The 26,820-nt window shown below is 69.8% G+C and carries 31 protein-coding genes and 4 pseudogenes; 15 read left to right on the top strand and 20 right to left on the bottom strand.

The features are described 5' to 3' along the window. Nucleotides 1–467: 467 nt before the first annotated feature. The 4 genes and pseudogenes from Sdagh_RS25510 to Sdagh_RS25495 all read left to right on the top strand — a co-directional run. Nucleotides 468–650: a hypothetical protein gene (locus Sdagh_RS25510; protein ID WP_190078595.1), complete on the top strand. Its 183-nt coding sequence runs from the start codon at nt 468–470 to the stop codon at nt 648–650. 349 nt (nt 651–999) lie between these two features. Beyond that, a complete protein-coding gene (locus tag Sdagh_RS25505) occupies nt 1,000–2,343 on the top strand; it encodes a NucA/NucB deoxyribonuclease domain-containing protein (protein ID WP_190078594.1) in 1,344 nt (447 codons plus the stop codon). 29 nt (nt 2,344–2,372) lie between these two features. Beyond that, nucleotides 2,373–2,876, top strand: a complete 504-nt coding sequence (locus tag Sdagh_RS25500) for a hypothetical protein (RefSeq protein ID WP_226535761.1) — start codon at nt 2,373–2,375, stop codon at nt 2,874–2,876. Between the two features lie 195 nt (nt 2,877–3,071). Continuing rightward, nucleotides 3,072–3,458, top strand: a pseudogene (locus tag Sdagh_RS25495) (transposase family protein); the annotation flags it as partial. 204 nt (nt 3,459–3,662) lie between these two features. On the opposite strand, the gene Sdagh_RS25490 reads toward Sdagh_RS25495, so the two are convergent. Then, entirely contained in the window at nt 3,663–4,121 is a 459-nt protein-coding gene (locus Sdagh_RS25490; RefSeq protein WP_190078593.1) for a hypothetical protein, read from the bottom strand. Between the two features lie 96 nt (nt 4,122–4,217). On the opposite strand from Sdagh_RS25490, the gene Sdagh_RS25485 reads away from it, so the two are divergent. The 3 genes from Sdagh_RS25485 (at nt 4,218) to Sdagh_RS25475 (ending at nt 5,488) form a co-directional block, all read left to right on the top strand. Then, a complete protein-coding gene (locus tag Sdagh_RS25485; RefSeq protein WP_190078592.1) occupies nt 4,218–4,361 on the top strand; it encodes a hypothetical protein in 144 nt (47 codons plus the stop codon). Further along, nucleotides 4,361–4,813, top strand: a complete 453-nt coding sequence (locus Sdagh_RS36750) for a hypothetical protein (protein ID WP_190078606.1) — start codon at nt 4,361–4,363, stop codon at nt 4,811–4,813. Before Sdagh_RS25485 ends, Sdagh_RS36750 begins: the two co-directional genes overlap by 1 nt. A 108-nt stretch (nt 4,814–4,921) precedes the next feature. After that, nucleotides 4,922–5,488, top strand: a complete 567-nt coding sequence (locus Sdagh_RS25475; RefSeq protein WP_226535759.1) for a DUF6233 domain-containing protein — start codon at nt 4,922–4,924, stop codon at nt 5,486–5,488. Between the two features lie 22 nt (nt 5,489–5,510). Here the strand turns inward: Sdagh_RS25475 and Sdagh_RS25470 are convergent, their stop codons facing one another. The 3 genes and pseudogenes from Sdagh_RS25470 to Sdagh_RS25460 all read right to left on the bottom strand — a co-directional run bounded on the left by Sdagh_RS25470 (nt 5,511) and on the right by Sdagh_RS25460 (nt 7,562). Then, nucleotides 5,511–6,020, bottom strand: coding sequence for a hypothetical protein (locus Sdagh_RS25470; protein WP_190078591.1), 510 nt, complete (start codon nt 6,018–6,020; stop codon nt 5,511–5,513). Between the two features lie 93 nt (nt 6,021–6,113). Further along, a pseudogene (locus Sdagh_RS25465) lies at nt 6,114–6,411 on the bottom strand (hypothetical protein). A gap of 80 nt (nt 6,412–6,491) precedes the next feature. Beyond that, nucleotides 6,492–7,562 carry a replication-relaxation family protein gene (locus Sdagh_RS25460; RefSeq protein WP_190078590.1) on the bottom strand — a complete coding sequence of 357 codons (1,071 nt, stop codon included), beginning with the start codon at nt 7,560–7,562 and terminating at the stop codon, nt 6,492–6,494. Between the two features lie 299 nt (nt 7,563–7,861). Between Sdagh_RS25460 and Sdagh_RS25455 the strand changes: the two genes are divergently transcribed. From Sdagh_RS25455 to Sdagh_RS25445, 3 genes are all read left to right on the top strand, one after another. Continuing rightward, on the top strand, nt 7,862–8,293 hold the full coding sequence (locus tag Sdagh_RS25455; RefSeq protein ID WP_190078589.1) for a hypothetical protein: 432 nt from the start codon (nt 7,862–7,864) through the stop codon (nt 8,291–8,293). A 236-nt stretch (nt 8,294–8,529) separates the two neighbouring features. Continuing rightward, nucleotides 8,530–8,970, top strand: coding sequence for a hypothetical protein (locus tag Sdagh_RS25450; RefSeq protein WP_190078588.1), 441 nt, complete (start codon nt 8,530–8,532; stop codon nt 8,968–8,970). A 104-nt stretch (nt 8,971–9,074) separates the two neighbouring features. After that, nucleotides 9,075–9,440: a hypothetical protein gene (locus tag Sdagh_RS25445; RefSeq protein ID WP_190078587.1), complete on the top strand. Its 366-nt coding sequence runs from the start codon at nt 9,075–9,077 to the stop codon at nt 9,438–9,440. A gap of 612 nt (nt 9,441–10,052) precedes the next feature. Here Sdagh_RS25445 and Sdagh_RS25440 read toward each other — a convergent pair. The 7 genes from Sdagh_RS25440 to Sdagh_RS25410 form a co-directional block, all read right to left on the bottom strand. Next, a complete protein-coding gene (locus Sdagh_RS25440; protein ID WP_190078586.1) occupies nt 10,053–10,382 on the bottom strand; it encodes a hypothetical protein in 330 nt (109 codons plus the stop codon). Nucleotides 10,383–10,436: 54 nt separating this feature from the next. Continuing rightward, the gene (locus Sdagh_RS25435) at nt 10,437–10,853 is read right to left on the bottom strand and encodes a lasso peptide biosynthesis B2 protein (RefSeq protein ID WP_190078585.1); all 417 of its coding nucleotides are present in this window, start codon (nt 10,851–10,853) and stop codon (nt 10,437–10,439) included. Further along, nucleotides 10,850–11,110: a lasso peptide biosynthesis PqqD family chaperone gene (locus tag Sdagh_RS25430; RefSeq protein ID WP_190078584.1), complete on the bottom strand. Its 261-nt coding sequence runs from the start codon at nt 11,108–11,110 to the stop codon at nt 10,850–10,852. Before Sdagh_RS25430 ends, Sdagh_RS25435 begins: the two co-directional genes overlap by 4 nt. Further along, nucleotides 11,107–12,963 (bottom strand): asparagine synthase-related protein, encoded by a 1,857-nt coding sequence (locus Sdagh_RS25425; protein WP_190078583.1) that lies wholly within the window; start codon nt 12,961–12,963, stop codon nt 11,107–11,109. Before Sdagh_RS25425 ends, Sdagh_RS25430 begins: the two co-directional genes overlap by 4 nt. 123 nt (nt 12,964–13,086) lie before the next feature. Beyond that, complete coding sequence (locus Sdagh_RS25420) at nt 13,087–13,206, bottom strand: lasso RiPP family leader peptide-containing protein (RefSeq protein WP_190078582.1); 120 nt, start codon at nt 13,204–13,206, stop codon at nt 13,087–13,089. A gap of 177 nt (nt 13,207–13,383) precedes the next feature. Then, nucleotides 13,384–13,518 (bottom strand): lasso RiPP family leader peptide-containing protein, encoded by a 135-nt coding sequence (locus Sdagh_RS25415; RefSeq protein ID WP_190078581.1) that lies wholly within the window; start codon nt 13,516–13,518, stop codon nt 13,384–13,386. A 241-nt stretch (nt 13,519–13,759) separates the two neighbouring features. Beyond that, nucleotides 13,760–14,731: an ArsR/SmtB family transcription factor gene (locus tag Sdagh_RS25410; RefSeq protein ID WP_190078580.1), complete on the bottom strand. Its 972-nt coding sequence runs from the start codon at nt 14,729–14,731 to the stop codon at nt 13,760–13,762. A gap of 293 nt (nt 14,732–15,024) precedes the next feature. On the opposite strand from Sdagh_RS25410, the gene Sdagh_RS25405 reads away from it, so the two are divergent. Further along, nucleotides 15,025–16,011 (top strand): ATP-dependent DNA ligase, encoded by a 987-nt coding sequence (locus Sdagh_RS25405; RefSeq protein WP_190078579.1) that lies wholly within the window; start codon nt 15,025–15,027, stop codon nt 16,009–16,011. Nucleotides 16,012–16,235: 224 nt separating this feature from the next. Here the strand turns inward: Sdagh_RS25405 and Sdagh_RS25400 are convergent, their stop codons facing one another. Beyond that, nucleotides 16,236–17,477, bottom strand: a complete 1,242-nt coding sequence (locus tag Sdagh_RS25400; RefSeq protein WP_190078578.1) for a replication-relaxation family protein — start codon at nt 17,475–17,477, stop codon at nt 16,236–16,238. A 705-nt stretch (nt 17,478–18,182) separates the two neighbouring features. Between Sdagh_RS25400 and Sdagh_RS25395 the strand changes: the two genes are divergently transcribed. Further along, nucleotides 18,183–18,584, top strand: a complete 402-nt coding sequence (locus Sdagh_RS25395; RefSeq protein WP_190078605.1) for a hypothetical protein — start codon at nt 18,183–18,185, stop codon at nt 18,582–18,584. Between the two features lie 183 nt (nt 18,585–18,767). Here Sdagh_RS25395 and Sdagh_RS25390 read toward each other — a convergent pair whose 3' ends face one another. Both Sdagh_RS25390 and mobF read right to left on the bottom strand, forming a co-directional pair. Continuing rightward, nucleotides 18,768–19,115, bottom strand: coding sequence for a hypothetical protein (locus Sdagh_RS25390; RefSeq protein ID WP_190078577.1), 348 nt, complete (start codon nt 19,113–19,115; stop codon nt 18,768–18,770). After that, entirely contained in the window at nt 19,112–20,935 is a 1,824-nt protein-coding gene (gene mobF / locus Sdagh_RS25385) for a MobF family relaxase (RefSeq protein ID WP_226535735.1), read from the bottom strand. Before mobF ends, Sdagh_RS25390 begins: the two co-directional genes overlap by 4 nt. 159 nt (nt 20,936–21,094) lie before the next feature. Between mobF and Sdagh_RS25380 the strand changes: the two genes are divergently transcribed. Then, nucleotides 21,095–21,292, top strand: coding sequence for a hypothetical protein (locus tag Sdagh_RS25380; protein WP_190078576.1), 198 nt, complete (start codon nt 21,095–21,097; stop codon nt 21,290–21,292). A gap of 147 nt (nt 21,293–21,439) precedes the next feature. After that, a complete protein-coding gene (locus Sdagh_RS25375) occupies nt 21,440–21,742 on the top strand; it encodes a hypothetical protein (RefSeq protein ID WP_190078575.1) in 303 nt (100 codons plus the stop codon). Between the two features lie 91 nt (nt 21,743–21,833). Here Sdagh_RS25375 and Sdagh_RS25370 read toward each other — a convergent pair whose 3' ends face one another. Further along, entirely contained in the window at nt 21,834–22,769 is a 936-nt protein-coding gene (locus tag Sdagh_RS25370; RefSeq protein WP_190078574.1) for a hypothetical protein, read from the bottom strand. Further along, nucleotides 22,769–23,158 carry a hypothetical protein gene (locus Sdagh_RS25365; protein WP_190078573.1) on the bottom strand — a complete coding sequence of 130 codons (390 nt, stop codon included), beginning with the start codon at nt 23,156–23,158 and terminating at the stop codon, nt 22,769–22,771. Before Sdagh_RS25365 ends, Sdagh_RS25370 begins: the two co-directional genes overlap by 1 nt. Before the next feature lie 40 nt (nt 23,159–23,198). Between Sdagh_RS25365 and Sdagh_RS25360 the strand changes: the two are divergent. Then, nucleotides 23,199–23,972, top strand: a pseudogene (locus tag Sdagh_RS25360) (IS701 family transposase); the annotation flags it as partial. A 152-nt stretch (nt 23,973–24,124) separates the two neighbouring features. Here the strand turns inward: Sdagh_RS25360 and Sdagh_RS25355 are convergent. The 4 genes and pseudogenes from Sdagh_RS25355 to Sdagh_RS25340 form a co-directional block, all read right to left on the bottom strand. After that, a pseudogene (locus tag Sdagh_RS25355) lies at nt 24,125–24,754 on the bottom strand (transposase); the annotation flags it as partial. A 3-nt stretch (nt 24,755–24,757) separates the two neighbouring features. After that, nucleotides 24,758–25,072 (bottom strand): hypothetical protein, encoded by a 315-nt coding sequence (locus tag Sdagh_RS25350; RefSeq protein ID WP_226535731.1) that lies wholly within the window; start codon nt 25,070–25,072, stop codon nt 24,758–24,760. Nucleotides 25,073–25,113: 41 nt separating this feature from the next. Further along, complete coding sequence (locus tag Sdagh_RS25345; protein ID WP_190078652.1) at nt 25,114–26,475, bottom strand: TrpB-like pyridoxal phosphate-dependent enzyme; 1,362 nt, start codon at nt 26,473–26,475, stop codon at nt 25,114–25,116. A gap of 3 nt (nt 26,476–26,478) precedes the next feature. Then, complete coding sequence (locus Sdagh_RS25340; RefSeq protein ID WP_190078651.1) at nt 26,479–26,799, bottom strand: acyl carrier protein; 321 nt, start codon at nt 26,797–26,799, stop codon at nt 26,479–26,481. Between the last annotated feature and the right edge of the window lie 21 nt (nt 26,800–26,820).

The following is a 26,820-nucleotide window of genomic DNA, read 5'->3' as shown; positions in this document are numbered from 1 at the left end:
CACCCGGCCCCGGCTCCAGGCGCTGTACGAGGGCTGGGGGTACAGGAAGGTCGGCGAGCGCCAGCCGTTCCCGGACTCCCCGCTGTACGCCGTGATGCTGCTCAACCGCACACACAGGGCCTGACCGGCACCACCAGCTCGCGGCCCGCTCCCACCCTGAGCGGGCCGTCGTCGTCCTCGCGCGTGGCCGAACCCGACCAGGCGCGCCCGCACTGGGGCCGCAACGGCGGGGGCCGGCCGACCGCGTGGGTGGGCAGCACACCTGACGGCTGGTGAGCGAGGGGGCCCTTGGGGGCCCTCGCTGTCCGGGGTCAGCGGCACCGCTCCGCAGTCCCTACACGCACTGGTGTGTGATGCCTGAGGGTTCTGATCCTCCGCCTCATAGGAGAATCCCGGTGTCTCGGGACCCGCACCCGCACCCGCACATACCCGCCCCATCCGGACCGCCGGGCCCGCCCAGCGCTGGGGTGCCGTCGGAGACCGCGCTGCTGTCGGTGCATGCCGCCGTGGTGTTCCTGGCGGCCGCAGTCATCGGCCTCGTCATGGGATGCCTCGTGTTCCTCCACGACAAGTCCGTGCCCGCGGCCGTCGCGACGGGCCTGGTGGCCGCTAAAGGCAGCGTGCCCGTGCTGCACAAGCTGATCGGCTGACCGACTGCGGGGGTCGGGTGCACGTTCTGCACCCGACCCCCGCCGCCACCGTCAGGCGGCGGAGAACTGGTGGGCGTGGCCGCCGCGCCACTCCACCCACTGCGGGTCGTCCAGGACCGCCTCCGGGTCGCCGACGCCGGCGCCCTCGAGGAACACGACCATCGTGGTCGCTGTAGGCGGTGCCAAGGATCTCGGCCAGGATGAGAAGCGTTCCTTGCCGGTGGCTGGAAATACGCGTCAGGCATGAAGCTGTCAGCCGACTGTGCTTTGATCACGTCGACCCGGCGCGGACACGCCAAGGTGAGGGGTCCGCGCTGTTCTGACCAACAGCAGGGGGAACAACTTGAGATTGAGGAAGCTGCTGGCCGCAGGCGCTGTGTCCTTGGGGGTGCTCGGCAGTTGCCTGAGTGCCGCGCAGGCGTCTGACAGGGCTGCTTTCGCCCCGGACGTTGCTGTGCAGGCTGCTGGTGCCGCGCAGGACGCGGTGGCTGTGGTGCCGGAGCCTGAAGACCTGGACGAGTCGTCGCAGGAGCTGGACGACGCGCTTTCCCTGCCAGTGCCGGATGCCGCGCTGGATGAGGAGCCGCCGGCGCGGGCGTCGCTGGCTGCAGAGGCTGAGGACTATGTTGCGGAGGAGGACATCCAGGCTCCCGATCCGGTGGTGAACACGTCTGCCGCGGAGGTCGCGTGCAAGGCGCGGGTGGTGGCCGCCGAGGCGGCGGGCGATGAGGCGTCGGTGACTTGTGCGTCGTGGGAGCCTCAGGCTTCGGTTGCCGAGCTGAGCGCTGCTGTCGATGCCTGGCCCACCCCGGCGTGGTGCGACGACAATGGTGCGAACGGTAAGTGGTACGTCAACCGGTTCAAAGCGTGTGGCATCTTTCCCGGGAGCCTGCAGGAGGTCCATCCGCGCACGGGCAGGGTGACCGGCACGATGCAGTTCCTGGTGCGGGCCTATGCCTACAGCAAGCGGGACATCAAGACCTGGGCCTACCAGGTGGAGCTGATGGAGGTCTCCAGCACGGGAACGCTCAAGGGCGTGGACGCCGCAGGTCAGGCAAAATGTGCGGGTAAGTGCAAGGTGGCCGAGAGCACGTTCCCGTCCCAGCCCATGAGCAAGAGCAAGGACGCCGTGGGCCAGTTCTTCATGGACACCACCATCAAGACCTCGCCCAAGGGGCAGAAGGGCGAGGGACAGGTGACGGCGGCGTGGCGGTTCAGCAAGGCCGGGAACACGAGCAACGAGCTATCGCTGATGACGCCTCCCGTACGGTGCGACAACGCCCTTCCGGGGACGTCCAAGACCGGCTGCACGATGCCGTACATCCCGGAAATGGCCTATGCCAAGAACGGCGAGTACCCCGAACTCGCCCAGCACATCGAGTACGCGCAGACCACCAAGAACCTGCCGGGCAAGCACGGCACCAAGCGCTACCTGACCCGGCTGACGGACAAGACCAAAATGCGGCAGAACCGGAACAAGGCGTGCCCGTCTAGCCTGGAACGGCCGGTGGGCAAGCAGTGCGACGAGTACCCCTTCGCGTCGACCTGGCAGGGTGCCGAGCACGGCGGCGGCGACTTCAGCCGCCGCATGATCGACGCAACGCAGAACGAGGAGGGCGGCAAGGCGCTGAGCCGTTTCTACCTGTACAACCGGATCATCGAGAAGGACAAGTTCCTGGTGTGGATCAAGTAGAAAGCCACCACCGGGCGGAGGACTACGAGATGAGCGACGAAGTCGAGCGGGGCAACGGACTCGTCCCCGTGCAGTACCACCAGTTCGACATCAGCGACGAGCACGGACCGGCCGGCCCCGACCTTGGCCGGGATCACAACGGTCTCGTACAGGTCGCCGACGGCGCCATCACCGTCATGACGGGCATCCACACTGGCGACGTCGACGTCACCGTCACCCTCCACCCCACCCAGCCCTCGCCCGACAGTGGCCCCTGGCAGGAGATCGTCGAGGTCTCCGCGCACTCCGCCTCCGGTGACCTCATGGTCCGCGGCATCATGGACGACCTGGACGAAGACCTACCCGCTCTGTCGTTCAACGGGCCCGGCCACTACCGTCTGCGCATCCACGCCCGCGGCCGGGACACCGCCGTCGACCTGGCTCCCGACGGAGTCACCGAGTGGTACCTCATCCAGGCATGGCCGGCTCCCGCACACGAAGCAACGGTGCTCTGCCAGACCGACGTCTACGGGGCCACAGTCCGCTCCCGCTGACACCATGCCCCTCCACTCTGCTCGCCCACCGATCACCGGTGGGCGAGCAGACACAGCCCGCGGCCGATGTCCGGGCCGGCGCTGGCCGGACTGCACTTCGCCGGACACGGCCTGCCCATCTTCAACGCTGCGAGGCGGAGCAAGCCTCTGCTCAAGGTTCAAGAATCCGTGAGCCCCGGTATCTTGATGCCGGAACTCACGGCTCAAGTCCTGGCCGATCCGTCCGGTCGGCTGTTGTGGGCCTCACCTGCTCTGCCCGGTGCCCTCCACGACATCCGGGCCGCCCGCGAACACGGCGCCATCGCCGCTCTCGCGGAAGCCGGCACCACCTGCTGGGCCGACAAGGGACACCGAGGTGCCGGGGGCACCGTTCGAGTCCCACACTGGGGACGCTGGAAGAACCTTTCCGCAAGTCAGAAGGCCGTCAACCGGTCCCACGCGAAGATCCGAGCTCTCGTCGAGCAGGCCGTCGCCACCCTCAAGTCCTGGCGGCTCCTCCGCAAGATCCGTTGCTCGACCACCCGCATCACGAGCCTCGTCCAAGCCGTCCTGACCCTGCATTTGACCAGCTCAGACCGATGATGGAAAAAGCTCCCTCGCTGGTCCCGCTGTTCGACCTGCTGGTGATGATGAACAAGCCCGGAAGCGGACTGGCCTGGCTGGACATGCGCCGCGGCCAGCTGGGCAGCGCCTCGCAGATGTTCACCGGCTCGTCCTCGGCGAGAACGACTTGGCCGTGGCGCTGTTGCCTCGGAGCACGATCAAGCGCGTGTCGCTGGTCAGCAGTCAGTCCTCTTCGTCCTGCGGCTTCCTGTTGAAGAGCGCAAATGTGACTCTGGCCCAGTCATCTTGCCCTACGTGCTCGGGGTGCACCAGATCCACTACATTCACGATTGCAGGCGTCTCCTCTTGGACTGACCGCGGAACCCAGAAGTCAAAGTGCTCCTGATCCTCCAGCTCACCGGTGTCCTCGGAATCTCCCTCGTAGAATCGGGTGTCTCCCCAGATGTGCATCGCCGAATCGTGGGTCTCCTTGGCATGGAGCCAGGCGTGCATGTCGATTTCGACTCTGCACTCTCCGCCCCACGCGTACCGTTGGACCTCTGGGATGAACGTGTCCTGGTTTTCGAGGATCCTCTTTTTGAAGGGTCGATCTTCGTGGATGAACTCATCTGATCCGACTGTTTCGGCATCCCTGCCGTCGACCCTGACGCTGCCTTCCAGTACTCGATTTATGATCGCCATGACTTTTCCCTCCTAGGGCGCTTTGGGGGTGTTTATTCCAGCGTGCGTCTGATCTCACAGAACTGCAAATGGGGCACGGGGGTGGATAGTTGAAGCATGGCCTTCCAGGCGCAGGTGCGTGACCTGGTGTGGCGCGAGACGAAGAGGCGGATGCGCTTCCCCGGTTTCAGCGAGCACGAGGGGCCCGCCGCCCCGGACGCGCTCGCCCCCACGTCCGCAGCTGCCAAGGCGGGCACCTGATGTACCTGGAGGTCGCCACGGAGGTCGGTGACGCCGCACGGGAGCTGGCCGTCGACGCCGCCACGCGCGCGGGCCGGGCAGGTGCCTCCTACGCGGACCTGGGTGGAGCCTGTGGGATCGCCCGCCAGGCCGCCCGCAAGCGGTGGCCGGAAGCGGTCGGTACCCACTGGGCGCTCTACCTCCTGACCGGCAAGAGCCGCCCCCACGGCATGATCACCCAGGTCTTCCGCAGCAGCGGCAAGGCGATCGAGACCGGGCGTACTGCCGTGGACGAAGGCGCACTCGCCGACGACGGCGCCGTGGGCGCCGTCGTCATCAACGCCACCCGCGAGGTCGTCTGGGCCTGCTACTTCAACGACGGGACCTACGCACCGGAAGAGATCACGCTGCCCGAGGACCTGCGCACCGTGCCCGTGCCGGGCAGCCCCGAGCACGCGGACTGGCTCCACTGATACGACCAGTTCGTCACCCACCGGCCCTGACCGCCCGCCGGTCCACACAGCCGGGCCCGGATCCTCCGTCGGAGGGGCCGGGCCCGGCTGTGTGTCTACCGTGGGGCTGTGACTACGCCCTCCGACACCCTCGCCGAAGCCGCGCCCGCGCCGGTCCGGGTCGTGTTGCCCGCCGATCCCCTCCTTGGAACCGGGGAGCAGGAAGTCGTGGCGCGGCTGTGGATGCGGCGGCAGACCGAGAGGGGATGGGCCTACCTCGTGGGCTTGCCGTCGTACCGGAACCTCGAGGACGGCTCCGTGGAGGCGGCGGAGTACCGGGTGTGGGTCCGGGCGCCCGAGCATGTGCGGCCGGTCGGCGGCGTCGACTACGACCATGTCCCCACCGAACGCCTGGCGCCGGTACCCGACCCGGCGGTCCGGGAGGCCGTCGAGGAGCGGCGGCCGTCCGGCTGGGTGCTGCAGAAGGTCCGCGCGCGCCGCGGGCCCGCTGGAACTGTGGTGCACGCCCCGGACTGCGAGGAGGCGCCGCCGGGCGCGCCTGTCCTCGATCTCCAGCGCGTCCTGGACGTCGCCGAGCAGGCACACACCCGGCTGTGCAGCCTGTGCGGTGCCGCCTACGAGCTGACACCGCTGCTGCACGGCTTCGACCACATCACCGACTCCCCCGGTTCCTGACCAGGGCGGTCGAGCAGCGCTCTCATCGCCGCCGAGGTCGAACGCGAGCGGATCCGCCGGCCCCGGCTTCCGACCGGGGACGGCGACGCGGCCTGACCACATTGGGCCGGCTCCGGCGGGCCGCCGAGACTCGGTGGTGTGCTCGGGGCCCGGCAGTTGGGGGCGGGAAGTGCCTCTCCAGGATCTCCGCCCACCGGTGCAGAACGACGAAGCCGGTGGTGTCGGCCTGGGCCTGGACGAGTTCGGTCAACGCGTCGTCGAACAGCTGGGCAGGGGTGTGTGACGGCAGCGCGGCGGCGGCCTGCTTCAGGCACTCGTGCGCGGCCGGGAAAAGGTCCCTGGCCCACGCGTCCTGTTCCTTGCTCTGCCGGGAGCCTGCCTCCCAGCCGATCTGCATGATGGTCCACTGCGGGCAGTCGGGGGTGTGCCACATCTCGTACGGCGTCCCGGCCCCGACGCAGGCGTTCTCCCGGCCCGGGCCGGCCTCGCAGTCCGGGCACAGCTCCCCTGGCGTCTCCGCGAAGCCCTTCATCGCCCTGCTCCCCTCGCCTGGCAGACCACGAGCCTGCCACGGGAGATCACCGGCTGGCCAGGGCTTCGCCGCAGGCGAGAGCGCCGGCGGGCGTCAGGGCGTGTCGCCAGAGTAGTAGAAGCGGCAGCTCACTCCCGGGCCCGGGCGTGCGGGGTTCGCTGGGGCCCGGGTCGTACGGGGCGCGGCCGCCGGGCCACCGCGACGGCCCGGTGGTCAGGGCGACGCCGTCGTTGACTCCCTCGGTGCGCTAGCCGTGGATGTCCAGCAGCAGGCCGTCCAGTGGCCCGCCGACCAGTTCGGCGTAGGTCCGGTGCGGGAGCGGGCCTGGGTTGGGGTCGTCGTGGTCCGTGCCGTAGACGCGGCCGTTTCGCAGCTGCTCGTCTCCGTTCATCCGGTCAGGTTTCCAGCCGCCACCGACAGCCGGACAGTGCGCTGGCGGGCCCGGCCTGGTGGAGGCCGGGCCCGCTGTGCTCACCGCGGCTTGGGTGCCAGCGTCCGCCGCTCCTCACCGTGTCCGACGACCCGCCACACGGGCCGGTCGGCCCCGTCGTGGGTGAGGTGGTGCAGGGTCGTCGTCGCCACGGTCATCTGGTGGTTGCGGCGGGCGCGGTCGTGGAAGGCGGCCTCCCTCGTGTCCGGGGCCGCGCGGCGCGGGGCCGGGGCGAAGACGAACAGCACCAGTGGGAAGCGCCGGTCCAGGTGCGGCCCGGCGTAGGTCTCCTGCCAGTGGTTGCGCGGGGCGCGGGCAGCGTTTCCGCGCCCGGACGGTGGCGCGTTGCGGTAGGCGTCGTAGCGCTCCAGCTTGGCGAGCAGGCGAGCGTAGGACATAGTGCGGTCGATCTCCACGAACGCGCTGGAGCCGTCGGCCAGGAGCGTCACGGCGTCGGGTACGAGGTTCCCGGCCGGAGTGGGGTGGGCAACTTCCACCTGCCAGTCGGTGTGGTGGGCTATCTCCGCCTGGTGGAAGGCGATGACGGTGTCGACCAGGGCGAGGCCGTGCTCGCGAAGGCCCGTCTTGCTGGCCGCGATGCGCTTGCCCGTCGCCCGGCCGGCCGTCGGCACGAGCTCACCAGAAGCGGCGGCTTCGGCGAGACCCGCCGGGGTGCAGTACCAGTAGCTCTGCTGGGCTCGGTGGGTCCGGCCGACCAGGGCCGGTGATTCGGCGAGCAGGTTGCGCAGCGCGCGGCGGACATGGTCGGTGTCCTGCTGGTGTGGCAGGAGCAGCGCCTTGAGCTGGCGGGGTGTGGCCAGGCGCAGCCGGGCGAGGGTGAGCAGGACCTCGCCGCGGAGATCCGCGCCGGCCTTCGTCGCCGCGGCCTTCCGGGGCCGGGACGCTTCTCCAGGTACATCAGTACGTGGAGAAGAGGAGTTGCAACCGGCCGGAGCAGGCGAATCAGGGGTCTGATCAGCAACAACCGTCAGTCGGCGGCTGGAAGCTGCGGGGCTGGGAGCGGGGCTGGCCGCGGGGCTTGTCGTAGGGCTCGCCGTCGCAGCGGTGTCCGCCGGGGCCGGCGGGGTGTGCGGGTCGGGTGCGGTGGTCATCGCTTCCTCGGGTTTCTCCGGCCTGCGGGCCGGGTCGGCAGTCGTCCGGCCCGCGCGCGGATCTGCGCACGGGCCGGAGCCACCGTGTGAAGCCACCCCTTGTCCGCGGTCTGACCGCCGCCGACACTGGTCGGCCGATTCCTCCTTGACCGCCCCTTGCAGTCCGGTTTTGTCCGTGACCGGAGTCACGTCGGCACCGTGTCCCGGAGCGCGCTCTCTGTCCACAGGGCCGGGCGCGCACCGTAGGGCGATCGGCCGGGCGCACCAGGCATCTGGCCAGCGAACAGCAAGGAGCCGTCATGGAGACGACGTCGCCCAAGGTGCCCCAGCTCACCCCGGAGCAGGTCGTGCGGGCCGCCGACTACGTGGAGCTGGCCTGGCAGGAGCAGGGCAGCGAGGAGGAGAAGGCCGCGCTGGCAGAGTTCCACGCCGACGGGCCCGAGCTGGCGCGGCTGATCGGTGAGTTCGGTGCGCTGCTGCTGGCCGACTACCTCACCGTCGTGCCCGAGGAGCACGCCGACTGCGATTCCGCGTACGCCGCCGGGCAGCTGGTAACGGTGGCGAGCCGGTACCTGAAGCGGTGGTGCCTCGCGAGCGGGGCTGGGGCGCACACCGCGTGGATCGCGGCCGGGTTCCTGATCGAGTGCATGCAGGAGGTCGACCAGGTCCACCAGTTCCTCGCAGACATCCGCGGCAACGTCGGCGCGGATTTTGGAGCGGCTACGGCCTGAACTGAGCCGGAAGCCGGGCAGCGCCCGGGGACGGAGATTTCTCCTCCCCGGGCGCTGCCCGTTTTCGGTGGGGATGCCGCAGGTAGCGGCGAGTGGACAAGGGGGGCGCCGCAAACGGCGGCGCGGGGAGGGCTCTCCCCCGCCCGGCGGCCGGACTCTGTCCACAGGCCCGAAGTTCGAGGGTGGCTTCGAGGCCGCCGCACTCAGCAGGGGCGGCACGAACGTGAGAAGCACCCATGCCCGAGAACACCGTCACCGTGCCGCTCGCCCCGATGGAGCCGGAGGACGTCGCCGACGCCTTCGCCTACATCCGGGCGTTGCAGGCCGACGACATCGACACCGCCTGCGCGGTCGCCGACGACACGGGCCCGGAGCTTCACCAGCTGCTGGACGTCGCCGCGCGCGTCACCATCCCCATCACCGCCGTGGACGACTGTGACGGGGAGCCGTGCACGCACTCCTTCCTGGCGGCCGCGCTCGGGCGGCTGCTGCTGGAGCTCCTGTGCCACGGCGTGTGCCTGGGCGGTCTGCCGGGCATCGCCGACACCCTCACCCGCTTCACGGAGAACATCCTCACCGAGGACCACGGTGACGTCGCCAACGTCCTGCGCCATCTGGAGGCCGCGGGGATGAAGCAGGCGATGGAGGCGCCCCCGGCGCACCGCACCACCAGGTAGCCGCACCTCCGGGACGGCGGTGGTGCGGTGCGCATCGGGACCGCACCATTGCCATCCGCACCGCTGCCGGGCACCGCACCGCACCGAGCCTCCGCCATTTTCAGGTGAAGTCGCAGCAGATCGGCGAGGTGGTTGACCGTGCGCGTGGACAGCGGCAGGCGGCACTGGTAGACAAGCGGGCAGGTGTCCTCGGCGTGCTTTTTGGTTTTCGTCAAAGCATTCCAACGGCCGCCGGGAGCACCGTGGGTACGCCCGCGCCGCGCGGTCCCAGGCGGCGGGACAGGACACAAGCGGGTGGTGAAGCGGCCGTCGGGCAGTTTGCGCAGCCAGCCGCGATCGACGAGTCTGACCAGCTTCCCGCGCAGCGGCTCCAGCTTGGACCGCACGCTGACATCGATTCCCAGTGCGTCGCCGACCTGCCGGGCCATGACCGGTCCGGCCGCCTGCGCACGGTGGCCAGAATGCGCTAATAGTCCGGCGGAAGCAAGGTCTCCTCCATGTCCGGCGTTCGATGCGGGATCAGCATCACCGCTCGTCCGCCCACCTGCCCGGGCGCCGGCGCAGCCGAGGCCCGTCCGTTGGCGAGCTGTTCGCTCACCCGCTCAAGAACCCGCTCCGCGACGGCGAGCTCGTCCCTCTCGGGCCCGCACCTCTGCCAACTCCTTGGCGAGCAGTTCCTCACGTTCATCCAGCTCTGCACGCCGCGCGGTGATCCGTTCCAGCAGCTCGAGGTCCGCGCCTCGGATGGTACAAGGCCGCCTGACCCCAGCGAGCAGGAATCAGCGAACCGTCCAGCTCTGGCAAATGATCTACTGCGCAGACTGCCGCCGACGACCAGCACGAGCACCCCGAGGGTCGGTCACACCAGCCCTTTGACCTGCGATTTCAAGTTGGCTGAGGCTCACTCCAGCACGACGTCGTCCACTCTCCGGCCGGTGGACTCCCCCCAGTGGAGTAGATGTCGAGCACGGTGTCGACCACTCCCGGCCGGTGGGCTCCACTCGGTGGAGTCCACCGGGTGGAGTGGATGCTCGGCATTGCCGGTGCGATGCACAGCATCGGGTGCGCGGCATCGGATGCGCTCAGTGGCCGGCCTCCCGGCCGCGGTGCGGTCCGGGCTCCTGCGAGCGGTGCGCCTGCTGATCGTTCTCGCGCACCGGGTGCGGCCTCTGGGCATCGTCGCGGTGGGCGTAGCGGTCCATCGTGGTGCGGGCCCGGCGGGCCGTCGCGGTGAAGGCGTCCTCGAGGTGGCGCAGCCGCTCGGCCGTGACGTCGAAGGCTTCCACGTCCGTGCGAGACTCCCGCAGGGCCCGCAGCGCCGTCAGGTCCAGCGTCTCCTGTCGGCCGGTCCCCTGCTTCTGGTCGCCGTACTCGGGGGCGGCCGGCTCGGTCGCGAGCATCTGCTCAGGCATAGCTGCGGTGCAGGCTCGAGGACTGAGGTGGGGTTTGAAGTAGGGGTCCGGGTCTCAGCCGGCCGGGACGGACATCACGAGATGGAAGTCTGTGATGGCGTCGGGGTCTTCGCCGACCGGGTTACCGTCCACAGCGATCCAGGCGTGGGCAGCGAAGGGTTGAGTGGTCACGCCAGTGCACCATTGTGGCCAGGTGCCGTGCAGGCGGCACAGCAGCGCAGTGGCGACGGATCGCTCCAGACAGCGGGGCCCGGCAATGGCGACGCTGACGGACACGACTGCGTTGCGGGCTTGCAGTGCCTGGGGCAGGTTGGCTGGACGAGCGCCGCGGCTCGCGAGTTCGAGGACCTGGCGCAGACGTCGCGGCGATAGGTGCGCCAGCAGGCGAGCGGTGGCCACGGTGACCAGGGCGGCGGGGCGCTGGTGCCACGGAACGGTAGTGGACGGTTCGAGAATGAGCTGGCCGCTCATGACGCGGCCACCTTGGCAGCGCGCAGGGCATGCAGTAGGTCGTCGACGTCCTGTTTGACCTGGGCTGTTTCGGCGTCGGGGAAACGTTGACACAGGCTGGTGACAACGCCTTGCGGGGACGTACCGTCGAGCAGGGCGTGTAGCGCAAGGGCGCCCGTGCCGTTGAGCAGCCAGTAGCGGCCGGTGCGTTCGTCGAGTAGGACCGTACCGTGCTCGGTGTCTGTGACGGACACTTCAGGTGCCAGGGCGAAGGTCATCGCATTTCCTTGACGATTCGAGGAGAGGGGACGGCCACGGCGGTGGTCTGGACGATGTCAGCTGGGGACAGGCTACGCAGCCACAATTCGCAGGCGAGGGTGGAGTCCAGAGGCATCAGAGGCCGGGTGTCAGCGTGCAGGCCGCGCAGGACGGTGCGCAGGATGTCGGCGTCGACGAGGCCCATGCGAACCAGATGGGAGTCGTCCATAAGCTTGAGGAGTTCGCCGCGGCGACGGCGCAGTCCCGTGTAGAGCTCGGCGCTGGAGTCTGCCTTGGTCGTGCGGCTGAGGAGGTCGGCTGGGACGATGCCGCGCAGAGCCGTGCCGAGCATGGGCTTGAACTGGCTTAGGGCTAACCGGTCCTCCAGCCGTATCGCAAGAACGGCGTCCAGGACACGGTCGTCGGTGAATGGTGCATGGAATGTGACGCCGGTGTGGGCGCCGATATGGGAGTTGCGGCGTATGGCGTTGCCGTTGACGCGGGTGAGCCGGATCATCTCGTGCTGGACGGGCGGGGTGGCCAACGGCTGCGGTGTGGCGGCGAGGGCGGCGAGGAATTGACGCCGGACGGTCGCCGCGGCGTGCGGAGTCGCCCAGGGCGGGAGTTTCGGTAACGGCTCCCAGTCTGCTCCCGCTTCCCACTCGTGCCCGTCGGTCAGGGTTTTGCTGCAGGTGGCCAGCCACTGTGCGTAAGAAGGCGCCGAAGCGAGGGTGCGGGCGGCGGTGTTCAGGGACCAGCGGCGCATGGAGCGCAGGGCCCGCAAGTGCGGGAAAGCGGTGAGGGGATGCCGTCGGGCGAGGGCGTGCAGGGCCATCGGGCTCGGGTGGAAGAGCTCGTCACCGCCGATGCCTTGGAGGTGGCGTCGCGAGCCGTGGGCTGCGGCAAGCCGGGCTGCGTGCTCGATGGTCGCGCGGGACCGCACGATCGTCAGGGGGCCTTCTCGGTCATGGACGGCGTGGGTGAGAGGCGCGTACCAGTCTGGGGCCTGGTCAGGGGCGACCAGAAGGTGCCGGGCGCGCGGTAAAGCGGCCTCAGCCTGGGCCCAATAGCGATCATCACTGGACTGGCCCAGCGCCTGATAGTGGACCGTCACCAGGTGGGCGTCGTGGTCGTCGGCGTCGGCCAAGAAGCACAGGCTTGTGGAGTCCAGGCCGCCGGACATGTCGGCGCTCACGACCTCCTGGCCCGCAGTGCAGCTCGCCACTGCTTCGGTCAGTGCCTGGCGGATCGTGTCGCCGTTGCCCAGCGGGCGATCTGGATCCGGCGCAGTCCACCATTGGCGGGTATGTCCCGTGCCGTCCCGGCCGATCTCAAGGCAGTGCCCGACCTGGGGTGAGGCCACGCCACGCCACAGGCTCCGCTCGCTCAGCGGCCACGGCGGCCCGAAGGGCGAGAGCAGAGCCAGGGCCACCTGATCCTCGTCGATGCCGGCCCCGATCCGGTCGGCCAGTGTCTGGGGGCGGTCGGCGGCCAGGGTCACTCCGGCGACCGTGGCGTAGTAGATCTGACACGCCGTCGACAGCGTGCCCTGGACGCGTACCTCTCCGTCTACTGATGCCACGAGGTGAAAGCTTCCAGCGGCCGTCGCGGCTAGGAAGTCGAGGTCGCGCACCGACTGGACGTCGCGCAGCCGCCGGGCGAGGACAGCTGCGTCCACGGTGGTGCGGCCGAGCAGAGCCACGCGATGCGGGCCCACGGCGGTCACCACGATGTCCTCTTCGTTCCAGCTGCCCACAATCCAGGGCCGTCCCGAGGCGTGCTCTATCACCTTCGTCGTTGGCGGCTCTGCAGCTGGCGTGAGCGCCAGGGCCGCAGCGCCGCTTGGGTGGTCGGGAAGTACCAAGAATTCCATGCCGGCCCCTTCCACGAGGGTTGAGTTATGAGGTGGGGAAGACGCACGGCTGGCACGGGACGTCTCCGTGCCAGCCGCCGTCAGGAGTGGTCAGTGCAGGTGCTCAGTTCCGCCGAAGGCGGATCAGAACCACCAGCCGCCGAGGAAGTCCACCCAGAAGCCCTGATAGGTGGCGCGGGTGACGTCGGCGAAGTCACCGATCTCAGCGAGCATGGGCGTCTCGTACGAGCTCTCCGTGGTCATGGAAGATCAACTCCTTGAGTTGGGTTCTGCGAACAGTTGGGTTTTTCCGTGAGCCAGGACGGCAGTGCAGGTCGAGCGCGGGTGAATCTTGATTCGCATGGCCCGCCCCGCTCGGGACGGTCGGCGCCCCGGCCACTGGTCTCGTCGGAGCAGGTGCTCATCTCCGCCGAAGGCGGATCAGAACCACCAGCCGATGATGAAGTCCATGTAGCGGCCGCTATGGCCGCCGCGGGTGACATCGGCGAAGTCACCGATCTCAGCGAGCATGGGCGTCTCGTACGAGCTCTCTGCGGCGATGAGAGCGTGACGCATCCGCATGAGCTGCTCCTTGTCTGTCGTCCCAGGATGGTGATCGAGCCGCTTCCTCCTGCCTCGAGGCCAGAGGAAGCGGGTGAGGAAGAGCCTGCCGTCAGCCAGTTCCGGCCGCCATGCCTTTCATCTGTGGCCAAAAGGGTCTGACAAACGGAAAAATCGGGCTCGTGTTTGCGTATGCATCACACGAAGATCGATAGTCACGCTGCGTACCTGACCACAAGGATTGGACCAGAGCCCGTTATTTGGTGGTGTCGTTTTGAAGGAGGGCTGCGCCGAGGGGTGTGATGGTGTGGAGGACTGCGGTGCCGGTGCGGGTGGTGGTGATGAGTCCAGCGTTGCGTAGGACGGTGGTGTGCTGACTGGCTGAGGGCAGGGAGATGCCGACGCGGTCGGCGGTTTCGGTGGTGGTTGCCGGGTGCCGCAGGGCGGCCAGAACCGCTGCACGGGTACGGCCTAGCAGCGGCCCCAGGGTGTCGGTGGCGCAGGTGGGCTGCTCGCCGCCGTGCGGCGGAAAGGCCAATGTCCAGGGCTCGCCGGCACGGCGTCCATACATCGGGCCGTAGGAGAAGTGGGACGGGATGAGCATCAAGCCGTGCCCGCCGAGGTGCAGGTCGCTGGGGCTGCATGGCGCGGGGATATGCCAGGTCGGCGGCTGCCAGTGCCAGCCGGGGACGAGTGTGGCCAGTAGGGCATCGACGCCGCCACGCAGCAGTGTCTCGGCGCGCAGTGCCCGGTCGGCCATGGTGATGGCCTGCATCCGTGGCCATAGAGGGGCGAGGCAAGAGTCGAAGTAGCGCAGGGTGTCGTCGGCGAGAATTTGGCGGCCCTTTTCGGTGCCGTCGGCGAGCTCCCGCAGCACGGGGTTGTCCCGGGTGGGGCGGGGCAGGAGAGCGATTTCGTCCGCCAGTTCCGGCGTCGGTGTCCGCACGGCGAGGTCGAGGCCGGCGCGCAGGTCAGGGGTGAAAGGCTGGACGAAGAAGTCGAAGACGCCCCCTTCCAGGGGGTCTATGTGGGGGTAGATCCTTGTGCGCGGGACCTTGCCGTCGATCACCCACCGCCGCCACTGTCTCACCCCAGGGCGCAGCCGCTCCACGCACGAGGGGCGGCCGCGTAAGTAGCGAAGGCTGAGCGCGGTTTCCAGCAGCGCGTTGGGACCAGGTGCGACGGTGACTTGACGTAGGTCAGCCTCGGTGAAGTGGATGCGCAGCATGGGTCTGATTTTCAGTTGGCCCGACCCTTTTGGCCACAGACTGAAGGCATGTCCACGCAGATTGGCCGAGCGTCGTTTTAACGAGCAGAAGGCGCACCGGCCGGGACTGCTGCATGATCGGGTGACAGCGGGGTTTATGCAGCCAGGGCTGCGGGTGGGGTCATGATGGTCTCGTACTCGACGGGGGTCAATCGGCCCAGGCGCTTCTGGCGCCGGCGCCGGTGGTAGGTCCGCTCGATCCAGGAGCCCTGTTCGCCGCGCCTGTGGTGGTTCGGCGTGGAAGGCATCACGCCATGACGTGGTCCTTACCAGAGCCGATGCTGACCGTGCCCGTGGACAACCCCGCCTTGCCCCCTGGGTGGGCGGCCGAGCCGAAGTGGGACGGCTACCGCGCCCAGCTTGCCGTGTACTCGAACGAACGGGTGTTGCTGCGCTCCCGGCAGGCAACGGACATGACCGGCTCGTTCCCCGAGATCCGGACGGCGGCCCTGGCACACCTGCCCGCGGACACCGGCCTGGACGGTGAGCTGGTGGTGTGGGAGTGCGGCCGACTGGTATTCGATCGGCTGCAGCAGCGCCTCGCCCGCCGCGGAGCCGGCGCGGCCGAGGCGGCGCGCCAGTGGCCGGCGCACTACGTCGTCTTCGACCTGCTCCGCGAAGCCGGGGACCTGGCCGACTGGCCGTACCAGCGGCGACGCGCGGCGCTGGAGTCGCTGTTCGCCGGCCATTGCCTGGAGGCACCGCTGACGCTGTGCCCGTCGACGACCGACCCGGCGACGGCACGCCGATGGCTGGAGTGGACGGCGGCCGGGCTGGAGGGACTGTGCTTCAAGCGGCTGGACGAGCCCTACGTCCGGGGCGCTCGATCGTGGCGGAAGTACAAGGTGCGGGCCACCACCGAAGCCATCGTCGGTGCCGTCACCGGTTCCCTCACGGCGCCCCGGACGGTGCTGCTGGGCCGCTACGACGCAGCGGGCCGCCTGCAGTACACCGGGCGCAGCACCACACTGTCCCAGGCCGCCGGCCGCGCCCTGGCCGATCTGTTGGTCTCGCCGACGGGCGCGCATCCGTGGCACGGGCGGACGTTCTCAGCGGGCTGGGCAACACAGCGCGCTCTTGATGTCCTCCTGGTGGAGCCCGACGTGGTGATGGAGGTTGCCGTCGACGTCGCCCGGGACAGCGCCGGGAGGTGGAGGCACCCCGTCCGGCCGCACCGCATCCGCACGGACGTCGACGTGGCGCAGGTACCCCTGTTCGGCGAAAACGACGCCTTACCCTGAGTCTTCTCAGGGCCAGGTCGGCTCCGTGGACGGGTCGTCCGCGCCTGGCCGCTGGCGTTCGACTCGCTAGAACACTCGAGAAGCAAGGCCCGGGCCAGGCGTCCGGGCCTTCGTCATGCCCCGGAAACTCCTCTCCCGGCCGTTGCTCTTCGCATCCGGCTTGTGGCCCTACGGGGGTGAAGGAGCCGTGCCCGGCAGGACGAGACACAAGCACCTGCGCCCTGTCACTGTCCCGCCCGACTTGTCCAACTCAGCTTGACGCTGTCGAGGATCTTGAAATCCGGAGGGGCGGCTTCCCGTGCTGCTTCGGCGGCCTTCTTCGCATCGTGTTCCTGTGCCGCGCGCCGCATCTGCGCCTGGTGCTCCGCCCGCCGGGCCTCGGCCTCTGCTTCCTCACGGGCGTCGGCGGCCTCGCGGCGCGGATTGCCGATCGCCTCCAGGAGGGTCTGCGGGCCGCTGCGTCCGAAGCGGGCGAACACCGGGCCGGCCGGGCCGTGCGCACGTAGCTGGTTCAGCCCGACCGCGACGATCGGGATCTTCCCGTCGTAGAGGTGGTGGCCGCCGCGCTGCCGCTCCCCCTGCCACAGGTGGCGGGTCAGCTCTTGCAGGCGCGGGACGGTGTGGTTGGGGTTGCGCTCGCCGATGCGGTTGAACACCAGGAGCACGGGCGGATGCGGCGTATCGCCGTACCGGCCCGGGGGGACCGTCCAGCGCGTACGCCACATCGGGCGCTCGCGGCCGTCGGTGTCCTTCACCTGCCGCTTGAAGAAGCGGGCGTACTTCTCCAGCTTGGCGGCGAGTTCCTCGGCGGTCTCGTGGCAGTTGTCCACCTCGATGAACAGCAGCGGCACCCCGTCCTGCGGGGCGGTGAGCACGATGTCGGCCTGGGCGCCACCCTTGCCGGGCGCGTTCCACGTGCCGGTCGCCGGGAGCGGGACCTCGGTCCAGTACGAGGCGATGGTGCCGATGCCGTCCGGTGAGTCGACGGCGGCCTGGGCGGCGGCCCGGACTTCGGCCGAGTCCTTGGCGAGCCTGGCCATGTTCGGCTTCGGGCGCAGCATCGCGATGACCGTCTCGTTGACGGCCATCGGGTGAGAGGCCCCTGACGAGCCCGCGCCGCGCGCGGTGGAGCCCATCTCCCCCGCCGGCCGGTTCAGCTCGTAGGAGGCAGCCTGCAGTCCCTTGGGGGTCAGGTTCCGCAGCCGGTCCCCCGCCCCGGCCGAGCCGCCGTTCTCGGACAGGCCGTGCCCCCGCATGTCGGAGAGGGCGGCCGTATGCGAGGCGGTCCGGGCTTGCTTGCGCTTCGACGGGGTCGGCTTGTCGGCGTGCCGGAACGTCAGGTGCGGGGCGCCGATCCGCTGGATCTGATCCGTCGTCGCGACCTTCAGCGCTCCGAGCACGCGCAGCACGTCGCCGCGATAGCTGTTCGTCGACCCCGCCGGGTTCGTCTTCTGCTTCCCCGCCATCAGCTCTGCTCCCTCGTCGCTCGCGACCGGCCGCCGGCCAACCGCTGCCGCTGCCGCTGGCCGCGCCCGGCCCGGGAGGGCGTCCGGGCCCCCCGGAACCCGATGCTCTCCTCCCATGCGGACATATAGAGGAGAGAAGAGGGTTGTGACGGCGCGGTTTTCGCGCCGATTGCGGCGCTGACAAGGGCTTTTCCCGCGTCCCCGGGTGCCGGGCACCAAAGGGGGTTCCCAAGGGCCCTCCCAAGGGGGCACCCGGGGAGGCCCCTTGGGCTTGCCCCACGCGGGCCGGCCTTCCGGGAGGATCGGCCCGAGCGGCGGTGCTGCCCGGCCTCCGGATAGGTGGTCGTCATCGTCTGGTCTCCTTCGCTGCCCCGGCCGGAGTGGCCGGGGCGAAGGAGCAGCGTGCGCGGCCCCCCTTGTCCGCGGCCTGACCGGTGCCGGTAGCGGACGCTGTCCAGGGGAAACGTTGCCGTGGTCGGGGCGGTAGCGGAGGTGGACAAGGGGTCAGAGCCGGATTCGAGGCCGGGCCGACCCTGCCGGACAAGGGGGCCGCGTTTGCCCCTTGCAGTACCGATTCGTCCGGTTCGATCGGAGGGAGGGAGAGTTCTCCCCCTGGCGGCCGGACTCTGTCCACAGGGCCGCAGATCGAGGGTGTCTTCGAGGCCGCCGCGATCAGCGGGGCGGCCCGAAGATGAGGAGCCATCCATGCCCGAGAACACCGTCACCATGTCGCTCGCCCCGATGGAACCGGAGGACGTCGTCGACGCCTTCGCCTACATTCAGGCGATCCATGCCGCCGACATCGACACCGCCGGCGCGGTCGCCGACGACATCGGCCCGGAGAAGCTGTGCCGGATGCTCCTGGACGTCGCCGCGCGCGTCTTCATCCCCATCACTGCCGAAGACGACCACGACGGGGAGCCGTGCGCGCACTCCTTCCTGGCCGCCGCGCTCGGGCGCCTGCTGCTGGAGTTCCTGTGCCACGGCGTGTGCCTGGCCAACGCGCGGGGCATGGCCGAGACCATCGTCCGCTTCACCGAGAACATCCTCACCGAGGACCACGGCGGCGTCGGCGGGTCCTGCGCCAGATGGAGGCCGCGGGGATGAAGCAGGCGATGGAAGCGCACCCGGCGCACCGCCCCACCGCGTAGCCACACCTCCGGGACAGTGGTGGTGCGGTGCGGCGCGCGTCCCCGGCGCACCACCGTGGTGCGGTCCACCGCACCACGGTGGGCCGCACCGAGTGGACCCCATCGGATGGGCTCCACTCGGTGGACGGTGTCCGCATCGTCACCACAGCCAGGCGTTGGAGTGCCGCACCCGGGACAGGGCGCGGGCATCGCGACGGGCGGCCGCGTTGCCGATCCGGTTCTGCCGGGAGCGGGGCCGGCGCGAGTTCGCGGCGGCGAGGCGGCGCTTGGCGGCTTCCTGGAGTCGCTTCCGCTGCTTGCGCAGTTCCGCCTTCTTCGCGGCCTTCGACTTCGGCTTCCGGGGGCGCTTCCAGATCGGCTGCCACCCCAAGAACTCATCGGGGTCGGGCTCCTGGTCCTCGGTGAGCGCGGCGGCCATCTGCTCGCGGGCGGCACGGGCGCGGGCGAGTGCGTCGTCGGGGTTGGGGCGTTCTTCCGGGGTGCTCACGCGACTCCTCCTGTGGTTCGGCCCGGCGTGTGCTGGGCACCGGGTTGCTGGGTGTGCGGCGGCGGGGCCGTCGCCGGGGTGGGCTGCGGGCGGGGGCCGTGGGCGGCTTCGCGCGCCCGCCGGCTGTCCTGGAGCGTGGCGGCCACCTGCGCGGCGGCGGCTTCCAAGGTCTGGCGCGTCTGTTCCACCGTGTCGACGCCGGTCTCCGGCTCCTGGCGGCGGCCGTCCTGCCCTCCGGTGCGGAACGGCCGCGGGTGCGACCTCGAGGCGGCGGGCACCGTGACGACGTACGGCCGGGGGCGGGAGCCCAGACGGTCCGCACGGCGCGCGGCGCGGACCCGGGCGGCCAGGGCGCCGGCGGCGAGGCGGGCCCGCTCGTACTGGGGCGCGGACCGCTTCCGGGTCAGTGGGCGCAGCACGGCCTGGTCCTCGGTGTCGCGCGGGTACAGGGCGCGTAGGTCGGCGGTCATCTTCAGGCCGCGGCCGACGGGGCGGGTGTAGTCGTCGACGACCGCCTGCACGATCTGGTCGTCCAGGCCGGGCTGGTGGGGTCGGCCGCGCAGGGCGTAGGAGAGGTGACGGCGGGCTTCGGCAAGGAGGTGGTGGTGCTTGAACGTGCCGCGCATCACGTACACCACGGCGACGACGTCGACGGCCGCCAGCGCTATGTCGATGACCGGCCGCACCCGCGCCCACACCGCCGCGGCCGCCGCCCGCGCCCGCTCCGCCAGCCGATAGACGGTGCAGGCGCCGAACGCCCGGATCGCAGAGTCCCGCCATCGCGTCCGCAGCTCGGTCAGCGACAGCAGTTCCTTGCGCTTCGGTGAGCGTGTCTGGTCGGCGGCCTGGCAGGCCAGCGCGTAGCCGGCCTTCTCCCCCGGCGCGTGCCCCTGGCGTTCCTCGTACTTGTCGGTGAGGACGGACAGGGCGTCCTCGATCTGCTGGCGGCGGGTCGACTGCCAGCCGATGAGACATCGGTCGATCCCGGCGATGTCCATCACGGGCCGGCGGCCGGGCGTCACCTCGCGCGGCTCCCACGCCCACCCGAGCCGGGCGGACACCTCCTCCATGAAGTACAAGGTGTAGAGAGTGTCAGCGGCGACTATGTGGGTCATCAGCGAGTCCGCCGACAGGTTGCCCCACTTCCCGTCGTGCGGCCGCCGGGCGCGGACCGACACGACCGCGTGAGCGTGAAGAAGGGGCCTCGATTCCGTGGCGCGTGACTCGTAGTGCCTGAACACCGCGACGATCAGCCCGTCCTTGACCCGGGCTCGCTGCTTGCCGCCGGCCTTGGAGCGGATCTGTGCGACCGACTCCTCCAGCCACTCCAGCGTCTTGTCACGGACGACGTCGTCGCACAGCTCCAGCACCCGGCGGTGCTCGTCGTCCATCAGCGCCCACGCGATGTGGGCCGTCGGCGGGGGCCGGAACACCAGGTCGGAGGCCAGCCAGGGGGTGCGCTCCTTGGCCTTGTCGGTCTCGGGTGAGCGGTTGTGCTCGATGGGCCTGCCCAGCACGGTCGCCCGCCGGGCCTGCTCCGGGGTCTTGCCCTGCGCCAGGAGCTCGCGCTCGATCCGGTCGGCGTCCGGGTGTCGGCCCTCCCCCAGGAGCAGTTCGGCCTGCCGCTCGCTCACCACGTCCCCAGCCGTCAGGCCGACCGCGGCCAGGCCCCGGCCCTTCCACACGCCGGGCGGGACACCGGCCTCGCCCTGGGCGGCACGCAGCGGCGTCCCCGCAGCACGGTGGCCGTCGCCGACCATCACGCCACGGAAGAGGTAGCGCACCCCGGCCCCCGGGCGAACTGGCGACATGCTGATCATCGCCACATGGCACCCCGGCGCTGACCTGCACAAAAGCGTGATCCGGGGTCCATCCCGCCGGGCGGGAGACCATCACCAGATCTTCACCGGGGCGCCCGCCAGGCGGGCCGCGACGCCAGCCCGAGACGGTAAGCCACCGACCTGTGCACAGTGCGCCGCATGACTCACGAACTCCACGGAGACCTCTGCCCGCTGTGCCGCCGCCCTCTCACGCTGGTTCCGGACGTCATCGTCTACTCGGCCGGCGTGCCGTATCCCACCCGGATCGACTACCTGCCGCACTGCGACAGCTGCACCAGCGACCCGCTCGACTCACAGAAGTGGAACGACGCGATGAACGCCCGCAACGAGAGCTGACCCGGACCGTGCGAATGCTGCGCCACGACCTCATCAACACCATCCAGCGCGACTGAGCACCACGTAACTGACGCCCTTCAACACGACCAGCCACCACCGCCCCCGGCCGACCGGCCGGGGGCTTCGTGCGTCCTGGAGGAGTTCGCCGTGCCCACGTACGAGACCCTGCCGCGCTTCACCGCCGACCTGGACCGCCTCACCCCGGAACAACGCCGCAAGTTCCGCCAGACCGTGGCGGCCTTCGTCGAGGACCTGCGCACCGGAACCTTCCGCGCCGGCCTCCGCGTCAAGCGCGTCCAGCGAGCACCGGGCGTCTACGAACTCACCTGGTCTGCGGGCACCGGCCCCGCCGGGCGCGCCACCTGGGAGTACGGGCCCGAACACCGCCCCGGCGAGCAGCACATCGTCTGGCGGCGCATCGGCACCCACGACATCCTCGCCGGCCCCTGAGCGTCGGTCTGGCGGCTGCGTGTGAACGTGCGGCGGGGCCGGTTTCCCGAGTTGGGAAACCGGCCCCGTAGGTCCACTTCTGACGTTCGGGTCACTCCCCCTTGGGGAGCCTGATCGCCACAGCCCTGTCGATCTGCTGGAGCAGCGAGCCGATCTCCTGGATAAGCGGTGCGGCGACATCGGGTTGCGCTTCGACGGCTCGCCGGGCCGCCGCCTTGTTGATCTTCTTCGCTGCTTCCTGGAGGGCCGCCAGGGTGTTCTGCAGGCGCTCGATGTCCTTCTCGGCAAGGGGGTCGGCCTTGCTATTGCTGGGATTCCGGCTGGACTCCCCATTTGGGGAGTCCTTGCCGAGCGAGCTGATATCGGGGACGTCGTCGCCCTTCGGCTCGCTGTTGGCCTCCTTCTCCTCCGGCGCCGCCAGGAGTTCGCGGACCCGGCGGCCGACGTCGGCGGCATCCACGTCCTTCGGAAGGAAGCCGAGGTCGTTGACCACCTTCTCGACCAGGTCGCCGGTGACGCGGGGACGGCACCGGGCGATGGTGTCGTAGACCGTGATCGCCACCTTGTCGCTGGTCTGGCGGCGCAGCTCGGTCATCTTGCGGACGTGGTACTCCCGCGGCTTGTGCCCGAGGTTGGCGAGGGCTTCGCCGACGCGCCACTCGTCTTTGAGGCGGTGGAGCTGGGTCTCGGAGATCTCCCAGTTGTCCCAGATCCATTCCGCGAAGTTGGGGTTCTCCTCGCGGTGCAGTTCGGCTGTGGCCATCGTTTCGAGCGCCTTGCCCGCGATCCAGAACGCCTGGTGCAGGTTGTCGACGCCGGCCTTGCAGGCTTCGAGGTCCTGGCGCTCCTGGTCGGAGAGTTCGTCCGTGCCGTGCGGCTGGTAGGGCGCCGGGATGGAGGCGAGGGTGGTGCCGGGGAGCGGCTGGACCACGACGCTCGCCGCGGCTGACGTGGCCGGCAGGCCGCCGAAGAGACCTCCCGCCTGCTGCTGCGGGGCTTGGGGGTCGACGTCGAACAGGCCAGCCATCAGGCAACCCTCCTGTGGTGCTCGAAGATCTCGTTGGTCAGGGTCCGCATCTCCTTGGAGAGCGGGATGATCGTGTCGGGGACGACGTCCTCTGCCTCAGCGCGGCCGGCCTTCACGTCGTACGCGCTCGCGGACTTCGGGAGCAGTTCGGCGTACTCGCTGAACAGCAGGCCCTTCTTCCGGGCGTTGCGGGCCGGGACCTCTCGGTAGCCGACGATCGTCTCCAGGATGGGGGTGCCTTCTCCGAGGGTCTTGCGGATCTCCTTGCGGACGGCAGCGTGCATCAGGGTGGCTGAGGGGTTCGAGCCGTAGAGGAACGCGCCCGCCATCTGCAGGTAGGGGTTGATCTGCTGCTTGACGACCTTGAAGTTCTTGCTGATGCGCTCCATGCCCAGGATGGAGGAGTCGTCGGAGCGTGTCGGCACGATCAGGGTCCGGGCGGCGAAGATCCCCGACGAACGCGGCTTCGCGACCAAGGGAGAGCCGGCCCGGGACATCGTCCGCCGCTGCCTGGCCGCCGGCCTGCCCGCCACCTGGGTCACCGCGGACGAGGCCTACGGGCAGGACTGGCACTTCCGCCGCCTGCTCGAGCAGCTCGACGTCGGCTATGTGGTGGCGGTGCCCAAGTCGCAGCAGATCAAGTCCCTGGCCGGCATCTGGCGCATCGACCAGCTCATCGAGGACGCCCCTGCCGATGCCTGGCAGAGAACCTCCTGCGGCGACGGCGCCAAGGGCCCGCGCGTCTACGACTGGGCCGCAGCCAAGCTGCCCGCCAATGTCATCTTCGACCCCGACCCGCCGACCCATGACCGCTGGGTCATGGCTCGCCGCAGCCCGTCCAACCCCGGCGAACTCGCCTACTACCTCGCCTACGCCCCCGTCGGTGTCGAGATCACGGAGCTGGCCCGCATCGCCGGCTCCCGCTGGGCGATCGAGGAGTGCTTCCAGGCCGCGAAGAACGAATGCGGCCTCGACCAGTACGAGGTCCGCCGCTATCCCGGCTGGTATCGGCACATCACCCTGGCCATGCTCGCCCACGCGGTCCTGACCGCACTCGCCGCCCAGGCCGGCGGCGAGGCCGCAAAGGGGGCTGCAGAAACGGATCAGCCCTCGTCCCGCTCACCGTGGCAGAGATCCGGCGGCTCCTGGACACTCTCCTGCCCCACCCACGAAGCGACCACGACCCCGTCGCCCACGCACTGAAGTGGTCAGCCTGGAGAAGACGCCGCCAGGCCGTCGCCCGCCACTGCCACTACCGAAAACGCAGCTCAGGACACGAACCGCTGCTGGAGTACTAAAGGGTGTTGCAGAAGGCCGTGATCACGCAGGCTGAAGCGGCTTTCGGGCCTATGCGGTCATGTGGCGAGGGCGAGGTTGTGCATGCGGGCGACGGCCTGGACGGCGGGGTGAAGGCCGTCGCCGCGTTGCCGGCAGTCACGGAGGATCTTGTAGTTCTTCATGCGGGAGAAGGTGTGCTCGACGCGGGCACGGACCTTGCGGTGGTGCGCGTTGTCCTCCTCCTCGCCCTTCAGCAGGGGTCGTCCGGGGCGTTTGCGGTGCGGGACGATCAGGCCGGTGTTGATGTAGGCGCCGTCGCCGAGGACCGTCGCGCCTTCGCGGTGCTTGTCCAGGCCGGAGTCCCGCCAGGCTTTCGCGTCCGCGGTATTGCCGGGCACCGGACGGGCAGCGGCCACCACCAGACGTGTCTCAGCGTCCACGATGACCTGCACATTCGCCGAGAACCGGTAGTTACGCGAGGACGCTCCGACCTTGCGGTCGCGGACCGGGACGAGGGTGCCGTCCACGATCCACAGCCGCTCGGCTGCATCCCGAGAGGTGCGGGCCGGCTCGATCTCGAGCAACGGGCCGAGCCGCTGGATCACCCGGCACACGGTCGCCGGAGAGACGCCGAACAGCGGGGCGAGGTGCCGCATCGTGAGGTTCGTACGGTAGTACACGGCCACCAGCAGCACCCGCACGGAAAGAATTCATCGCGTGCTGGGCGGACCGGCGGGGAGGTCCGGGGGTACCCGGACCTTTTCGCGACCGTAGGCGCCGCGCACCGCGCAGGTGGCGGCCACCACCGCGGAGCGGGCGGAGCCGAGGGCCACGCGGGCGGCGTCGAGGTCCGGATCCTCGTCCAGCAGCTTCGAGACGTCGATGACACAGTCGATCAGATGCACGGCGACGCGCCCGAACTGATCGGCCCGCGTGCCCTCCCCGTCGAGTAGCTCACGGGCCCGAAACAGCAGATCCAGCACCTTCTGCGACGGCGGTCGACGATCGGTTTGTGGTGCGTTCACGGTTGCCCCCTCACTCCCTTTCGCCCCGACTCCCTCGCTCTCTACGGCAGGCTCCTGATGGAGGCCTGGATCTCCTCGTCGCTGGGCTCGGAGTCGACCATCTCGCCGGAGAGGAACTGCTCGTAGGCGCCGAGGTCCAACAGGCCGTGTCCGCTCATGCTGAAGAGGATGACGCGCCCGCGCCGCTGTCGCCGGGCCTGGAGGGCCTCCTCGACCGCGTGTGCGACCGCGTGCGCGGACTCCGGCGCCGGGACGATCCCCTCGGCCTTGGCGAAGGTGCGGCCGGCCTCGAAGACCCGGGTCTGGGTGTAGGCCGCCGCCTCGACCAGCTTGTTGTCGTACATTGCGCTGACGATGGGGGCGGCGCCGTGGTAGCGCAGTCCGCCTGCGTGGATGTGGTAGGCGGCGAACTTGTGCCCCAGGGTGTACATCTTCATCCGCGGGGTCACGCCCGAGTAGTCGGTGTAGTCCAGCGCGTACGTGCCCCTGGTCATCTTGGGGCAGGCCTCGGGCTCGACCGCGACGAAGCGGAGATCGGGATTGTGCGTCCGTGCCTCCCGGTAGAACGGGAAGGTGATGCCGGCGAAGTTGCTTCCCGCGCCCATCGCGGCGATCACGACGTCCGGGAACTCCCCGGCCCGCCGCATCTGCAGCAGGGCCTCCTCGCCGAGGACCGTCTGGTGGAGCAGGACGTGGTTCTCGCCACTGCCGATGGAGAAGCGCGCGGCGGGCCGGGTGGCGGCGTACTCGATGGCCTCGGCGTTGGCGATGCCCAGGCTGCCCGGTGCGTCGGGGTTCTCGCGCAGCGCCGCCCGGCCCACTTCGGTCAGCGTGCTCGGGCTCTTGATGACCCGGGCCCCGTTGAGCCGCATGAGGGTGCCGCGGTAGGGCTTCTGTTCGTAACTGCACCGCACCATGAAGACGGTGCACTCCATGCCGTAAGGGTGGCAGGCCATGGCCAGGGCGGTGCCCCACTGTCCCGCTCCGGTTCCGGTCACCATCTCGGCGACACCGGACCGGCTGTAGTAGTACGCCTGGGGCAGCGCCGTGTTGATCTTGTGACTGCCCGACGGGCTGGTCCCCTCGAACTTGAAGTAGATGTGCGCGGGGGTGTCGAGCGCCTTCTCCAGCCGGGTGGCCCGGTACAGGGGCGTGGGACGCCAGCGCTGGTACTCGGTGCGGACCGGCCCGGGTATCTCCACGTACCGCCCGCTGCCGGTGCCCTGCCGGTACAGGGACAGCGGAAGCTGGGGCCGCAGGGCGCGCGCTTCCTGCGCGCCGGTGTCCCGGGCCAGGGGTGGCTGAGGCGCGGGGACCTCGAAGGGCAGGTCGGCCAGGACGTTGTACCAGTGGGTGGGCACGTCGTCCTTGTCGAGGGGGAACACGTCACCGGTCGCCGACATGTCTCAGCCTCCCAGACCGTCGTTAGCGGGTCCGCCGGCCGCCACCGCGCTCCGGCTCCTCCGCGCCACGTCCGCCACCAGGCCGACCAGGCTGCCGACGGTGTCGAGGTTGGCGTTCATGACGTCCTCGTCGTCGATCTCGAAGCCGAACTCTCCTTCGAAGGTCACCAGCAGGTGCAGGAGCGTCATCGAGTCCATCTTCAGGACCGACGAGTACAGCGAGAGGTCGTCGGCGAGTTCACCCGGGTCGATGCCCAGGTCGAGGACGTCGACGATGATGCGCTTCACCCTGGTCGGCCATTCGTCACTGCTTGACTGTCCCATCGGACCTTCCTCGTTCCCGGT

It is taken from the genome of Streptomyces daghestanicus, from assembly GCF_020521275.1.
In the GTDB taxonomy this organism is placed as follows: domain Bacteria; phylum Actinomycetota; class Actinomycetes; order Streptomycetales; family Streptomycetaceae; genus Streptomyces; species Streptomyces griseoviridis.
The sequence above is the reverse complement of the archived record's forward strand: the minus strand, read 5'-3'. Positions and strand labels throughout refer to the sequence as shown.